The organism is Nocardiopsis quinghaiensis, assembly GCF_008638365.1.
Lineage (GTDB): Bacteria > Actinomycetota > Actinomycetes > Streptosporangiales > Streptosporangiaceae > Nocardiopsis > Nocardiopsis quinghaiensis.
Genome location: NZ_VWVU01000030.1, coordinates 47,847 through 62,470, shown reverse-complemented (window position 1 = coordinate 62,470; position 14,624 = coordinate 47,847). Strand labels below are relative to the sequence as shown.

10 protein-coding genes and 1 pseudogene are annotated in these 14,624 nt (G+C 71.0%); 5 read left to right on the top strand and 6 right to left on the bottom strand.

All coding sequences use genetic code 11. The annotated features are described in order from the left end of the window. Positions 1 to 34: 34 nt before the first annotated feature. Positions 35 to 2,068 carry a 4-alpha-glucanotransferase gene (malQ, locus tag FYX01_RS22870; RefSeq protein ID WP_150244789.1) on the bottom strand — a complete coding sequence of 678 codons (2,034 nt, stop codon included), beginning with the start codon at positions 2,066 to 2,068 and terminating at the stop codon, positions 35 to 37. Positions 2,069 to 2,263: 195 nt separating this feature from the next. Between malQ and FYX01_RS22865 the strand changes: the two genes are divergently transcribed. Then, complete coding sequence (locus FYX01_RS22865; RefSeq protein WP_150244786.1) at positions 2,264 to 3,625, top strand: MFS transporter; 1,362 nt, start codon at positions 2,264 to 2,266, stop codon at positions 3,623 to 3,625. Here FYX01_RS22865 and FYX01_RS22860 read toward each other — a convergent pair. Continuing rightward, a pseudogene (locus FYX01_RS22860) lies at positions 3,620 to 4,888 on the bottom strand (amidase); the annotation flags it as partial. The gene FYX01_RS22865 and the pseudogene FYX01_RS22860 sit on opposite strands and share 6 nt — an antisense overlap. A gap of 210 nt (positions 4,889 to 5,098) precedes the next feature. On the opposite strand from FYX01_RS22860, the gene FYX01_RS22855 reads away from it, so the two are divergent. Together FYX01_RS22855 and ilvD are read left to right on the top strand one after the other, a co-directional pair. Continuing rightward, complete coding sequence (locus FYX01_RS22855) at positions 5,099 to 5,926, top strand: nuclease-related domain-containing protein (RefSeq protein ID WP_150244783.1); 828 nt, start codon at positions 5,099 to 5,101, stop codon at positions 5,924 to 5,926. 273 nt (positions 5,927 to 6,199) lie between these two features. Next, the gene (gene ilvD, locus FYX01_RS22850) at positions 6,200 to 8,062 is read left to right on the top strand and encodes a dihydroxy-acid dehydratase (RefSeq protein WP_150244780.1); all 1,863 of its coding nucleotides are present in this window, start codon (positions 6,200 to 6,202) and stop codon (positions 8,060 to 8,062) included. Positions 8,063 to 8,098: 36 nt separating this feature from the next. Here the strand turns inward: ilvD and FYX01_RS22845 are convergent, their stop codons facing one another. Together FYX01_RS22845 and FYX01_RS22840 are read right to left on the bottom strand one after the other, a co-directional pair. Further along, the gene (locus FYX01_RS22845; protein ID WP_150244777.1) at positions 8,099 to 8,302 is read right to left on the bottom strand and encodes an FmdB family zinc ribbon protein; all 204 of its coding nucleotides are present in this window, start codon (positions 8,300 to 8,302) and stop codon (positions 8,099 to 8,101) included. Between the two features lie 96 nt (positions 8,303 to 8,398). After that, positions 8,399 to 8,899: an HNH endonuclease gene (locus FYX01_RS22840; protein ID WP_077691475.1), complete on the bottom strand. Its 501-nt coding sequence runs from the start codon at positions 8,897 to 8,899 to the stop codon at positions 8,399 to 8,401. A 378-nt stretch (positions 8,900 to 9,277) separates the two neighbouring features. Between FYX01_RS22840 and FYX01_RS22835 the strand changes: the two genes are divergently transcribed. Next, positions 9,278 to 11,371 carry a prolyl oligopeptidase family serine peptidase gene (locus tag FYX01_RS22835; protein WP_150244774.1) on the top strand — a complete coding sequence of 698 codons (2,094 nt, stop codon included), beginning with the start codon at positions 9,278 to 9,280 and terminating at the stop codon, positions 11,369 to 11,371. A gap of 133 nt (positions 11,372 to 11,504) precedes the next feature. Beyond that, entirely contained in the window at positions 11,505 to 11,945 is a 441-nt protein-coding gene (locus tag FYX01_RS22830; protein ID WP_150244771.1) for an acyl-CoA thioesterase, read from the top strand. A 30-nt stretch (positions 11,946 to 11,975) separates the two neighbouring features. Here the strand turns inward: FYX01_RS22830 and FYX01_RS22825 are convergent, their stop codons facing one another. Both FYX01_RS22825 and ettA read right to left on the bottom strand, forming a co-directional pair. Next, entirely contained in the window at positions 11,976 to 12,503 is a 528-nt protein-coding gene (locus tag FYX01_RS22825) for a globin (protein WP_223830604.1), read from the bottom strand. Between the two features lie 398 nt (positions 12,504 to 12,901). Continuing rightward, positions 12,902 to 14,566 (bottom strand): energy-dependent translational throttle protein EttA, encoded by a 1,665-nt coding sequence (gene ettA, locus FYX01_RS22820; RefSeq protein WP_150244768.1) that lies wholly within the window; start codon positions 14,564 to 14,566, stop codon positions 12,902 to 12,904. Positions 14,567 to 14,624: the final 58 nt, after the last annotated feature.

The following is a 14,624-nucleotide window of genomic DNA, read 5'->3' as shown; positions in this document are numbered from 1 at the left end:
GGCCTCCCCTCCCGCCTCCGGACGGGAGGGGAGGTCACAGGGTGCGTCCCCGTCCTCCGCCGACCGGGCCGAGGGTGCGCCGGATGCGCGCCACCATGCGGGGGTCGGCGAGCAACTCGTCCACGAGCACCGGCTCCCCCTCTCCGTTGGTGAGCGGGATGCGCCAGTTCGGGTACTCGTCGCAGGTGCCCGGCTGGTTCTGCATCCGCCGGTCCCCCACCACGTCGGTGAGCGCCACCCCGACCATGCGGGCGGGGGTGGCCACCAGGTAGGCGTGCATGGCCGCCACCACGGCGGCGGGGTCCGCCACCGGGTCGACGCCCTCGTCGAGCAGGCCCAGCTCCACCAGCAGCTCCCGCCATCGCTCCACCCGGGCCTCGGCGTCGGCGCGCTCATCCTCCACCGGACGGTCGAGCAGCCCCAGTCGATCGCGCAGCTCCACGTGCTCGGTGGACAGGAACGACGCCACCGGCGGCAGGTCGTGGGTGGCGACCGTGGCCAGGCAGTCGGTGCGCCACTGGCCGGGAGCGCGCGGCTCTCCGGCGGCGTCCTGTTCGAACCACAGCACGGACGTGCCCAGGACCCCGCGGTCGGCGAGGTGCTCGCGCACCCACGGCTCCACCGTGCCCAGGTCCTCCCCGACCACGACGGCGTCCGCGCGGTGGGCGGCCAGGGCGAGTGTACCCACCATCCCCTCGTGGTCGAACCTGACGTAGGTGCCCTCGGCCGCGGAGGCCCCCTCGGGTACGCACCACAGGCGGAACATGCCCATGACGTGGTCGATCCGGACGCCGCCCGCGTGGCGCAGCGCCTGGGCGAGGATCTGGCGGAACGGGCCGTAGCCGAGTTCGGCCAACCGCCGGGGGTGCCAGGGCGGCTGGCCCCAGTCCTGGCCCTGCTGGTTGAACTCGTCCGGGGGCGCGCCCGCGTGCAGACCGGGTACGAGCGCGCCGCCGTACATCCACGCGTCCGCGCCGCCCGCCTGCACGCCGATCGCCAGGTCGTGCACGATACCGACGCCCATCCCCCCGTTCTCGGCGGTGGTCTGCGCCTGGGCGAGCTGCTCGTCGAGGACCCACTGGAGCCAGCGGTGGAACTCCACCGTCGGCCACCGGCGCCGGGCCTCCTCGCCGACCCCCGGGGCGCGGACGTCGCGCAGGTGGCCGGGCCAGGCACGGTAGTCGGTGCCGTACTCCTCGGCCAGGGCCGCCCAGGTGGCGAACTCGACCAGGGACCGGCCCTCGTGCTCAAGGTAGGCGCGCAGGGAGGCCTCCCGGCCGGGTGCGCGGGGCACCTCGAAGAGCACCTCCAGGGCGGAGCGCTTGGCCTTCCACACCGAGTCGCGGTCGAGCAGGTCGGCCGTACGGCCGCGTTCGCGCAGCGGCCGGGCCAGACGCTGGATGCCCTCGCGCTGGGCGGGGTCGAGCCGGGCGTACTCGGGTACGTCCTCGATGCGGATGTAGAGGGGGCTGGCGTAGCGGCGGCTGACCGGCAGGTAGGGCGAGGGTTCCACGGGAGGCAGCGGCTCGGTGGCGTGCACCGGGTTGATCAGGGCGAAGTCGGCGCCCAGGTCGCGCGAGCTCCAGTCGGCGAGCTCGGCGAGGTCGCGCAGGTCACCGGTGCCCCAGGAGGCGCGGGAGCGCACGCTGTAGATCTGCGCCATGACCCCCCACAGGCGCGGGTTGTCCCGGAGCGCGCTGGGCTCGACGCGGTCGGGGACCACGAGCAGGGGTGCGTCGTGTTCGGCACCGCCGTCGGTGACACGCAGGGTGTGCACGCCCAGCGGCAGGCCGGGATCGAAGGGCAGCAGGGATCCGTCGGAGGTCTCCACGACGCTGCGGGCCCCTCCGGGCAGTACGAGGTCGGGAGCCTTGCCCTCCCGGAGGACCACCGCCGGGGGCAGGGGACCTCTGTCCGGGGTGTCCGGCGTGGCGGGGTCCACCCCCAGCGCCGCCAGGACATGGCGGATGGTGTCGGGGCTGACCGGGACCCGCCGTCCCCGCCAGTCCTCGTAGGCCGTCGCGACTCCGTGCCGCTCGGCCACCCGTGCCAGCTGAACGTCCCTCACAGAATCCGATCATGCCCTACCAGGGGCTCCGTACACCGGAAGCCGTACCGGCGTGGGGCCAGAACGTGCCCGAGGCACCGGCCGATAAGGGCCCTGGACACGGCACCGCCGGACTGTCGGAGACGTACGGGCGAACAGTCCGTACGGTTCGTCAATCCGATCGCCGGATGTCCTGGACGACTGCATAATCGGACTGTGCTCGCGAACTACCGGCGGCTGTTCGCCGTTCCCCACGTCCTCTCCCTGCTGGCCTGGTCCCTGACCGCGCGCTTCTACATCCCGGGTCTGATGATCGCGGTCACCTTCCTGGTCGAGGAGTGGACCGGCTCCTACACCCTGGCCGGGCTGGTCACGGGCGCCTTCACCTTGGGCATCGCCCTGGTGGGACCGCTGCGGGGCCGGATGGCCGACCGGGGCGGCACCGACCGGCTGGTGCTGGTGTGCGGCGTGGTGTTCAGCGTGGGGCTGCTGGGACTGGCCCTCCTCCCCGGGTCGCTGTGGTGGCTCTCCGTACCGCTGGCACTGGGCACCGGACTGTTCGGCACCCCCGCGAACCAGGTCGTGCGCGCGCTGTGGCCGCGGCTGACACACGGCCCGGAGCGGCAGGCGATCTACGCGGCCGAGGCCACCACCCAGGAACTGCTGTTCGTCTTCTCCCCCATCCTGACCGCCGGTGTGGTGGCCTTCGCCGGGGCCCGCTGGGCGCTGCTGGTGCTCTCGGTGCTGGCGCTGCTGGGCGCGTTCGGTTTCGCCCGGGCGCTGCGCCGGGCCGGCGCGGCCGGCCCCGCGCCGATCGACGGGGACGACGGTCCCGAGGGCGCGGACGCGGTTCCTCGCCGGAGTCTGCTGCGCCGCCCGGCTCTGGTGATGCTGTTCCTCATGTGCCTGCTGATGGTCGGCGGGGTCATGGGGATGGACCTGGTCATCGTGGCGTGGGCCAACGAGCTCAACGCGCCGCACTACGTGATGGGGCTGGCGTCGGTGTGGGCGCTGGGGTCGCTGGTGGGCGGCGCGATCGCGGGCGGGCTGCGCGGCCGCCCCCACCTGGTGCGGCGTTGCTTCGGGTCGGCGCTGGGTGTGGCCGTCCTGGTGCCGTTCGTGCCGCCGGTCACCCACCTGCCGACGCCGCTGCTGATCACTCCCCTGCTCTTCGTGTCCGGGATGGCGCTGGCACCGACCCTGGCCGCGGTGATGGGCCGCCTGGGTGACCTGGCCCCCGCCCGGCGGCGGGCCGAGGCGTTCGGGTGGATGGCCACGGCGATGGGCACCGCGGGCGCGGTGGCCGGTCCGCTGACCGGTGCGCTGGTCGACCTCATGGGGATCGCGGGCGGCGTGCTGGGCGCCACGGCGCTGGTGCTGGCGGCGGCGCTGCTGAGCCTGTTCGTGCCAGACCCGCGCCCCGAGGCACCCGAGGCACCCGGGTCAGCCGTTCCAGCCGGGCGGCACCCTGTGGGCCCACGGGCGGGCGCGTTCCAACTGCGCGGACAGCGACAGCAGGGCGCCCTCTCCGCCCATCCGTCCGGTGAGCATGGCGCCGACGGGCAGTCCCCCGGGTGACCAGTGCAGGGGAACGCTGACCGAGGGCTGACCCGAGACGTTGTAGACCGAGGTGAACGGCGTGAACCCGGTCATCCGCCGGAACTCCTCCTCCGGGCCGCCGCCGGTGAAGTGGCCGACCGGGACCGGGGGCGCGGCCAGCGTGGGCGAGAGCACGGCGTCGAAGGGCCCGGTCGCGGTGAGCATGGAGCGCACGCCGCGCTGGAGGCGGGCGCAGGCTGCGATGTACTCGGGGACGGGGGTGGCTCGGGCGCGTTCGCGCAGCCACCGGTTGAGAGGGGCGAGCTCGGTCTCCCGGGAGGGGTCGACGGGGGTGGCGGAGGCCATCGCGGCCCAGAGGACCTGGAAGTCCGCCATGAAGGCGCCGCCGAAGTGGGCGTCCCCGGGTTCGGGGATCTCCTCCACCTCATGGCCGAGGCCGTCCAGCAGGCGGACGGCCTCCTCATGGGCGGCCAGGACGTCGGGGTGGACGGGGATGCCGGCGGAGCCGGTGGTGGCGTAGCACCCGATGCGCAGGCGGCCGGGCTCGCGGTCCACGTGGTCGGTGAAGCTCTCACCGGGCGGCAGGGGCGGGGCGGTGAAGTAGTCGCCCGGCCGGGAGAGGGCCATGGCGTCCAGGAGGAGGGCGGCGTCGCGGACGTCGCGGGTGAGGGGCCCGGAGGTGGACAGTCCGACGAGGTCGGGTTTGAGGGGCGCACCGGAGATCCGGCCACGGGTGGGCTTGAGGCCGAAGAGCCCGCACACGCTGGCGGGGATGCGGATGGAGCCCCCGCCGTCGCTGCCGTGGGCGACGGGGGCGAGCCCGGCGGCGACGGCCGCCGCGGCTCCTCCGCTGGAGCCGCCCGGGGACAGGTCGGTGTTCCAGGGGTTGCGCGAGGGAGGGGCGACGCCGTTCTCGGTGTAGCAGCTCGATCCGAACTCGGGGGTGTTGGTCTTTCCGGGCAGGACCGCGCCCGCCTCGCGCAGCCGGGCGACCATGTCGGAGTCGGTCGGCGCCACGGCGTCGCGGAAGACCGGTGACCCGTGGGTGAGCCGGATCCCGGCGACGGGTTCGAGGTCCTTGATCGGCACGGGGAGCCCGACGAGGGGCGGCAGTGCGTCGGGCGTGTCACCCATCACGCGTTTCTCCGCATAACGGGCCTGTTCGAGTGCTTTTTCTGGAGTGACCGTAACGTACGCACCATAACGGTGGTCATACCGTTCGATCCGGCTCAGACAGTGCTCAGTGATCTCAGTAGGGGACAGTTCACGACTGCGGACCATCGCCAGGAGGCGGTGGGCCGGAAGGTCATGGATCTGGGTCATACCGATCCAGGTTAGCGGGAACGCCACCGGGCACCACGAAGACGGGAGGTCCCTCTCTAGAGAAGCTGACCAAAGAGTAAGCATTCCCTGTCCTGGCGGACCGAACACGTATGTGAGCCGGGAAACAGGGGAAGAAAAGTGTGAGAAGTCATGCACTAGGACTCGGATATGGATCGAACTAACGTGTCCGACGTGGAATCGGCAACCAGAGTAAACGGCCCTACCCCATCGTCCGAGGGTTCGGATCAGAAAAGGCCCGAAAACCTCTTTTTCCCCAACAAGAACAACGACAAGGAGATCTCGGGCGGCAAAGCGGTCTACGGCGCGCTCCGAGACAGCCAGAACGCCCGCCGGTGGCTCCTACGCGGTGGCAGTTCGGTCGTGGTCTCCGTCGTGACCGGCGTGCTCACGTCCGAGTGGCGGGTCGGTGTGACCTTCGGGATCATCACCCTGATCGGGCTCATGGTGTACTCCTCACGGCGCGAGTCGGAGATTCCCCGGTGGCGCAAGCCCTCAGCGGCCCAACGCAAGACCGAGGCCCAGCTCAAGGTGATGAAGCAGCTCGGTTACCGGGTCCTGCACGCCCGTGTCGTGCCCGGCGGCAACGGTCAGATCGACCACTTCGTCGTGGGTCGGCGCGGCGCGTTCGCGATCGACTCCGAGTCGTGGGACAAGCGCCTGCCGCTGCGCAACAAGCTGGAGAAGCTCTACCACGGGCGGTTCAGCAAGAACGAGCGGATCGACGAGGCACTGGAGGAGGCCAAACGGGCGGAGGAACTGCTCAGCAAGGAACTGGGACGCGAGATCAGGGTGCGCGCGTCACTGGCCATCTACGGCCCCGGCATGCCCTGGGACAGCCATCGGCTGCGGGGTGTGGACATCATCACCGGGACCAAGGTCCGCAAGTGGCTGCGTAGCGGCCGCGACCGCCTGACCGACACCGAGATCCAGGAGATCTACCAGGCCGCGCAGAAGGTCCTGCTCCCCCGACACTGACCCCCCTTCCTACGCGCTCCGGGCCCGGGAACGACCACAGCGCCGTGGCACCCGGGCCTTCCGCGTACCGGACGCTCCCCATACCGGGGCGCTCCGCGCGCCGGCGTGCTCCGTGGGACCGCGCGGCCTCGGCCACGATCCCGGTCCCGGACCGCCGCGGACCATCGAAGGCGTCTCACGATCCGGATGCCCCGTCTTCCACTCCGAGACCACACCGGTGTGCCAAAGGACTACCATCGAGGGGAAACACCCGTAACGATGGGAGTCCGCCCCATGCCAGCCCTACGCTCGCGCACCGTCACCCACGGCAGGAACATGGCAGGCGCACGCGCCCTCATGCGCGCCACCGGTGTGGAGCGCGAGGACTTCGGTAAGCCCATCGTGGCCGTGGCCAACAGCTTCACCGAGTTCGTGCCCGGCCACGTCCACCTGCGGGAGGTGGCCGAGGTGGTCGCCAACGCGATCCGCGAGGCGGGCGGGATCCCCCGCGAGTTCAACTCCATCGCCGTGGACGACGGCATCGCCATGGGCCACGGCGGCATGCTCTACTCGCTGCCCAGCCGCGAGCTGATCGCCGACTCGTTGGAGTACATGGTCAACGCGCACTGCGCCGACGCCCTGGTGTGCGTGTCCAACTGCGACAAGATCACCCCCGGCATGCTGCTGGCCGCGCTGCGCCTGAACATCCCCACGGTGTTCGTCTCCGGAGGGCCCATGGAGGCGGGCAAGGTCACGGTGGTCGACGGCACCGCCACCACCGTCCGCAAGCTGGACCTGATCAACCCCATGGTCGCCGCGGCCGACGAGAGCGTCTCCCAGGCCGAGCTGGACGAGATGGAGGAGGCCGCCTGTCCCACCTGCGGCTCGTGCTCGGGCATGTTCACCGCCAACTCGATGAACTGCCTCACCGAGGCGATCGGCCTGGCCCTGCCCGGCAACGGCACCGTGCTGGCCACCCACACCGCCCGCCGCGCCCTGTACGAGGACGCCGGAAGCCGGGTCGTGGAGGCCGCGAAGCGCTACTACGAGGACGACGACGACTCCGTCCTGCCGCTGTCCATCGCCACGCCCTCGGCGTTCGGCAACGCCATGGCCCTGGACGTGGCCATGGGCGGCTCCACCAACACGATCCTGCACCTGCTGGCCGCCGCCACCGAGGCGGGCGTCGACTTCGGCCTGACCGAGATCGACGAGGTCTCCCGCCGGGTGCCGTGCCTGTGCAAGGTCGCGCCGAACACCGAGAAGTACCACATCGAGGACGTGCACCGGGCGGGCGGCATTCCCGCCATCCTGGGCGAACTGGCCCGCGGCGGGCTGCTGGACACCTCGCTGCCCACGGTGCACGGCAAGACGCTCGGCGAGTTCATCGCCTCCTGGGACATCGCCTCCGACACCGTCCTGCCCGAGGCCGTGGAGCTGTTCCACGCCGCTCCCGGCGGCAGGCGCACGACCAAGGCGTACTCGCAGAGCGTGCGCTGGGACACCCTGGACACCGACCGGGAGGAGGGCTGCATCCGCTCGGTCTCCCACGCCTACACCAAGGACGGCGGACTGGCGGTGCTGTTCGGCAACCTCGCCCCGGACGGCGCGATCGTCAAGACCGCGGGTGTGGAGGAGGAGCTGTGGACCTTCTCCGGTCCCGCCAAGGTCTTCGAGTCGCAGGATGACGCCGTCGACGGCATCCTCAACAAGAGGATCGAGCCCGGTGACGTGGTGGTCATCCGCTACGAGGGCCCCAAGGGCGGCCCGGGCATGCAGGAGATGCTGTACCCGACGAGCTTCCTCAAGGGCCGCGGGCTGGGCAAGGCCTGCGCGCTCATCACCGACGGCCGCTTCTCCGGCGGCACGTCGGGACTGTCCATCGGCCACGCCTCCCCCGAGGCCGCCGCGGGCGGGGACATCGCCCTGGTGGAGGACGGAGACGTCGTCAGCATCGACATCCCGAACCGGAGCATCGCGCTGGAGGTCTCCGGGGACGAGCTGAACACCCGCCGCGAGCGCCTGATCAAGGAGCTGGGCCGGTTCCAGCCGCGCGACCGCCAGCGTCCGGTGACGGCGGCGCTGCGCGCCTACGCGGCCATGGCGACCTCGGCCTCCACCGGCGCGGCGCGCGACGTGTCCCAGATCGAGAGGTAGGGGTGGGGGCGGCCCCGGCCGGGGCCGCCCGTGGCCTCAGGAGCAGCAGCCGCCTCCGCAGCACCCTCCACCGGAGGGCGCCGGAGCGGGCGCCCGGCCGCCCACCGCCACGGTGGCCAGCAGTCGGACCGTGTCGTCGTGCCCCTGCGGGCAGGCCGCCGGGTCCCCGGCGCGGGCCATCGGACGGGAGAGCTCGAAGGTGTCGCCGCACTCGCGGCAGCGGAAGTCGTATCTGGGCATGCCGTCAGAATACGTCCGCCCTCCGGTGAACGCACCGAAGGGCGAAGGGGTGGACGGCGGGGACCGGGTGGGACGCCCGGTTCCGGTCCCGCCGAGTCACGCCACCAGATGGGCCATGTACGGCTCCCACTGGGGGTCGCCGTGCAGGTCCCCGTTGATCAGACGCCAGTGGGGACCCTTGGGCACCTTGGGGGTGACGTGTAGTTCCCAGCCGAGTTCGTCCAGGAACTTGTCGGCCTTGCGGTGGTTGCACGGCTTGCACGCGGCCACCACGTTCTCCCACACGTGTGCGCCTCCGCGGCTACGCGGAACGACGTGGTCGATGGTCTCGGCCTTCTTCCCGCAGTAGCCACAGGTGTGTCTGTCCCGACGCATGAGCGCCACTCTGGTGAGGGGCACTCTGCGGCTGTACGGGACGCTGATGTAGCGCCGGAGCCGGATGACCGACGGCACGTCGTAGGCACGTGTCGCCGAGTGCAGTATCGCGCCCGCGTCATCCTGGTGGACGACCTCCGCCTTCTCCCTGAGGACGAGGAGAATCGCCCTGCGCAGAGGCAGTGTCGTCAGTGGTTCAAAGCTGGCATTGAGCAGCAGCACGTGGCGGCGGGCGGTTCCTGTGCCACCCTCCCGGCTGCCTCGAGCGCTCATCGTGTCGCCCCAGCCGTCGTCCGAGACGGCTGTGTCTCTTCCCCGGCCAGCCGTTCGGCCAGCCAGGAGACCTCCCTGTGCACCGATCCGAGGATCGATGGTTCCGTACGCCTTGCCACACGGACCTCCCGGTGGTCCCGCCGAGTTGCGTCCCGCATTCAGTTTGCGTGGTCGGACCGCCCCGGCGCCACCCCAATTTCCGCCAGGCCGCCCAGAAACCGCGTGTTCTCCCTTTTCCGCGTCCCATTGTGCGTCGGCCGGACCCGATTCCGCCCTGCCGCCGCGCCGGACACACCGGGGTGGATAGCGGTGGATAGGGTGCGAAGCATGCGTGAACTCCGCTACCCCCCGGCCACACGGCTGGACATCATCGAGAATCTGCACGGCCACACGGTCGGTGACCCCTACCGGTGGTTGGAGGATGCCGAGTCGGCGGAGACCAAGGAGTGGGCGACCTCGGAGGACGCCCTGTACGCCGAGGTCTCCTCACGGTTCGGGACACGTGACTGGTTCGCCGACCAGGTGCGCTCCCTGCTGGGCGCCGGAGGCGTCGGAGCACCCGTGTGGCGGGGCGACCGCCGCTTCTTCGTCCGCCGTACCGCCGAACAGGAGCACGGCGTGCTCTACGTCCAGGACGGCGACGGCCCCGAGCGCGTCCTGGTGGACCCCGGAGCGCTCGACCCGGAGGGCCTGACCACCCTGGACGCCTGGAGGCCCGACCACTCCGGCCGCCTGCTCGCCTACCAGTTGTCCGAGGGCGGCGACGAGGAGTCCGTGCTCCGGATCGTGGACGTCGACGGCGGCGACGTGCTGGACGGGCCCATCGACCGGGCCCGCTACAGCCCCATCGCGTGGCTGCCGGACTCCTCCGCCTTCTACTACGTGCGGCGCCTGCCCCCAGAGGAGGTTCCCGAGGGGGAGGAGAACTACCACCGCCGGGTCTACCTGCACCGGCTGGGCACCCCCACCGGCCAGGACACCCTGGTCTTCGGACAGGACCGCGACAAGACCGAGTACTTCACCCCCGTCGTGAGCCGCGACGGGCGCTGGCTGATCCTGCTCGCCAACCGGGGGACCTCGGCGGCCACCGACGCCTGGATCGCCGACCTGTCCGACGGGAACCCGGACGAGCCCCGGCTGGCACCGGTCCAGGAGGGCGTGGACGCCGCCCTGTACCCGCAGGTGGGCAGGGACGGGCGCCTGTACCTGCTCACCGACCGGGAGGCCCCGCGCGGTCGCCTGTGCGTGGCCGATCCCGCCGACCCCGGATACGGGAACTGGACCACCCTGGTCCCGGAGGACCCCGAGGCGGTCCTGGAGGGGTACGCGATCCTGGACGGCCCCGGGATGGAGCGGCCCGAGCTGCTGGTGGATCTCAGCCGCCACGCGATCAGCGAGATCGCCCGGCACGACCTGAGCAGCGGCGAGCGCCTGGGCGGGCTGGACATGCCGGGCCTGGGCACCGTCGGCGGACTCGTCGAGCGCCCCGAGGGCGGCCACGAGGCGTGGTTCGGCTACACCGACAACACCCACCCGTCCTCGGTGTACCGCTACGACGCGCTCTCGGGCGAGGTGTCGCTGTGGGCCGACGCCCCCGGCGACATCGACCTGCCCGGGGTGAAGGTGGAACAGGTCACCTACACCTCCGGGGACGGCACGCCCGTGCGCATGCTGGTGGTCTCGCCCGAGGCCCCCGCCGAGGGGCCGCGGCCGACCATCCTTTACGGGTACGGAGGCTTCCGGATCTCCCTCACCCCCGCCTACTCGGCGGTGGCGCTGGCCTGGGCGCGCGCGGGCGGCGTGTACGCCGTCGCCAACCTGCGCGGCGGCCTGGAGGAGGGCGAGGAGTGGCACCGGGCGGGGATGCTCGCCGACAAGCAGAACGTCTTCGACGACTGCGCGGCTGCGGCCGAGCACCTGGTCGCCACCGGGGTGACCGACGCCGAGCACCTGTCCGTCATGGGCGGCAGCAACGGCGGCCTGCTGGTGGGCGCCATGGTCACCCAGCGGCCGGACCTGTTCACCGCCGCCGTCTGCTCGGCCCCGCTGCTGGACATGGTCCGCTACGAGAGGTTCGGGCTGGGCCAGCTGTGGAACGTCGAGTACGGCACCGCCGACGACCCCGAGCAGCTGGGGTGGCTGCTGGGCTACTCGCCGTACCACAACGTGCGTGAGGGCACCCGCTACCCGGCGACGCTGTTCACCGTGTTCGACAACGACACCCGCGTGGACCCGCTGCACGCGCGCAAGTTGTGCGCGCACATGCAGCACGCCACGTCGGCCCCGTTGGAGGAGCGGCCGATCCTGCTGCGCGGGGAGTCCGAGGTGGGCCACAGCTCGCGGTCGGTGAGCCGCAGCGTGGCCCTCAGCGCCGAGCAGCTGGCCTTCCTCGCCCACTACCTGGGGCTCTCCGTGGGCTGACGGCCGCCCCCTGCCCCTTCGAGAGCAACGACACAGGTCTCGGGCAGGGGGCACGGCCTGTTCTCCTGGGGAGTGTTGAGACAATCGAGGGTGTGAGACCACCCCCAGGAGAACAGCGGAGAGGATCGCGGACGTGACACAGACCGAGCCCGGAGCCGTCGGTACCCATGCGGCGCCCCGGCGGCACGTGCATCTCGCCCAGGTCCGCTACGCCGATCTCGACCCGCAGCACCACGTCAACAACGTGCGGATGCTGACCTACCTGGAGGACGCCCGGATCTCGTTCCTGCGCTACGAGGGTGCCGTCGATGGTGACGAGGTCTTCGGTGCGACGGTCGTGGCCCGCCAGGAGGCCGACTACGTGGCACCGCTGCTGCCCCGGTCGGAACCGGTGCGCGTGGAAATGTGGGTGACCGAGGTGCGCAACGCCAGCTTCACCCTGGCCTACGAGATCCTGGACGACACGAAGGTGTACCTGCGGGCGAAGACGGTGCTGGTCGGCTTCGACGTGCCGACGCAGAGCGCCCGGCGGCTCAACACCGCCGAGCGCGCCCTCCTCGCCGACTACGCCTGAGGCGCGCGGGGCTCCGAGGCCCCCGCGTCCTCACTTCAGGGAGATGGTGACGGCCTCGCCGTCGTCCCCGTCGTCCCCGTCGTCGGTGGCGGACACCGACATCCGCGTCGGGTTGACCGCCTCCGGGACGGTGGTCTCCTCCGGCACGTTCACCATGCTGTGCGCGGCCATGACCATGTACTCCCACAGCTGCCGCTCCAGCACCTCGTGCAGGTCGAGGGAGTCCACCGCGGCACGCATGTGCTTGAGCCACAGGTCGCGCTCGGTGACGCCGACACGGAAGGGGACGTGCCGCATCCGCAGCCGGGGGTGCCCCCGCCGCTCGTTGTAGGTCCGCGGTCCGCCCCAGTACTGGATGAGGAACAGGCGCAGGCGTTCCTCGGCGGGGCCGAGGTCCTCCTCGGGGTACATGGGCCGCAGCACGGGGTCCTCCGCCACGCCCTCGTAGAAGCGGCGGACCAGGCGGGTGAAGGTCTCCTCACCGCCCACTGCCTCGTAGAACGTCATACGCGCGGGCTCGTCGCCCGCGCTCTGCTGGTGATCACGCGCGGAAGTCATCGCCACCAGGGTATGCCACGTTTCCGGTTCGCCTCCTGGGGCCGCGGGAGAGTGTCCCGAACGTCACGGCCGAGCGTCCGCCAGATCGCCGATGAGACGTCCGCGGACGCCGTCCCCGGAAGGCCACACGTGCAGCCGGCGGACACGCGACGGGCCGTGGCGCTGGGCGCCGCGCGAAGCGCCCCGGTGGGCGACGGCGGGCGACGAAAGGACCGGCTGGGCGCGAAGCGCCTCCGTTGAGGGTGGTAGCCCACCCGCCGCGCGAAGCGCCCCGGTGGGCGATGGCGGGCGACGAAAGGACCGGCTGGGCGCGAAGCGCCTCCGTTGAGGGTGGTAGCCCACCCGCCGCGCGAAGCGCCCCGGTGGGCGATGGCGGGCGACGGGTGGGCCGGCGACGGCTAGTCGCGGGTGAGCTTGCGATGGGTGACCGCGTGCGGACGCGCGGCGTCGGGACCCAGGCGCTCGATCTTGTTCTTCTCGTAGGACTCGAAGTTGCCCTCGAACCAGAACCAGGAGGCGTCGTCCTCCCAGGCGAGGATGTGCGTGGCGACGCGGTCGAGGAACCACCGGTCGTGGGAGGTGATCACGGCACAGCCGGGGAAGTCCAGCAGCGCGTTCTCCAGCGAGCCGAGGGTCTCCACGTCCAGGTCGTTGGTGGGCTCGTCCAGGAGCAGCAGGTTGCCGCCCTGCTTGAGGGTGAGCGCCAGGTTCACGCGGTTGCGCTCACCGCCGGAGAGCACACCGGCGGCCTTCTGCTGGTCGGAGCCCTTGAAGCCGAACGCGGCGACGTAGGCCCGGCTGGGGATCTCGACCTTGCCGACCTCGATGAAGGTCTCGCCGTCGGAGATGGTCTCCCAGACGTTCTTGGTGTCCTCGATACGGCTTCGGTACTGGTCGACGTAGGAGATGTTGACGGTGTCGCCGACGTTGATGGTGCCCTGGTCGGGAGTCTCCTCACCGACGATCATCTTGAACAGCGTCGTCTTGCCGACGCCGTTGGGGCCGATGACGCCGACGATGCCGTTCGGCGGCAGCGAGAAGCTGAGGCCGTCGATGAGCACGCGGTCGTCGAAGCCCTTGGTGAGGTTCTTGACCTCGACCACGGTGTTGCCCAGGCGCGGACCCGGCGGGATCTGGATCTCCTCGAAGTCCAGCTTGCGGGTCTTGTCGGCCTCGGCGGCCATCTCCTCGTAGCGCTGGAGGCGGGACCTGCTCTTGGTCTGGCGGGCCTTGGCGTTGGAGCGGACCCACTCCAACTCGTCCTGGAGGCGCTTGGCCTTCTTGGCGTCCTTCTGCCCCTCGACCTTCAGACGGGTCTGCTTGGTCTCCAGGTAGGTGGAGTAGTTGCCCTCGTAGGGGTAGAACTGGCCCCGGTCCAGCTCTAGGATCCACGTGGCGACGTGGTCGAGGAAGTACCTGTCGTGTGTGATCGCGATGACGGTGCCGGGGTACTTGGCCAGATGCTGCTCCAGCCAGTTCACACTCTCGGCGTCCAGGTGGTTGGTGGGCTCGTCGAGCAGCAGCAGGTCGGGCTGTTCGAGCAGCAGCTTGCACAGGGCGACGCGGCGCTTCTCACCACCGGAGAGCTGGGTGACGGAGGCGTCGCCGGACGGGCAGCGCAGCGCGTCCATCGCCTGCTCCAGCTGGCTCTCGAGGTCCCAGGCGCCCCGGTGGTCGAGCTGCTCCTGGAGCTTGCCCATCTCCTCGAGCAGGTCGTCGGAGTAGTCCGTCGCCATCTGCTCGGCGATCGCGTTGAAGCGGTTGAGCATCGCCTTGGTGTCGGCGACGCCGTCCTCGACGTTCTCCAGGACGGTCTTGTCAGGGTCGAGGAGGGGTTCCTGCGCGAGCAGACCGACGGTGAAACCGGGCATGAGCCTCGCCTCGCCGTTGGACGGCTGCTCGATGCCGGCCATGATCTTCAGAAGCGTCGACTTACCCGCACCGTTGGGGCCCACGACGCCGATCTTGGCTCCGGGCAGGAACGACCCCGAAACGTTGTCCAGGACGACCTTGTCGCCGTGCGCCTTGCGCACGTTGTTCATGGTGTAGATGTACTCCGGCATGCCTCCAGCCTAGGGTGTCGGGGCCAATGCCCCCGCCATCGCGTGAGCGTCCGGGCAC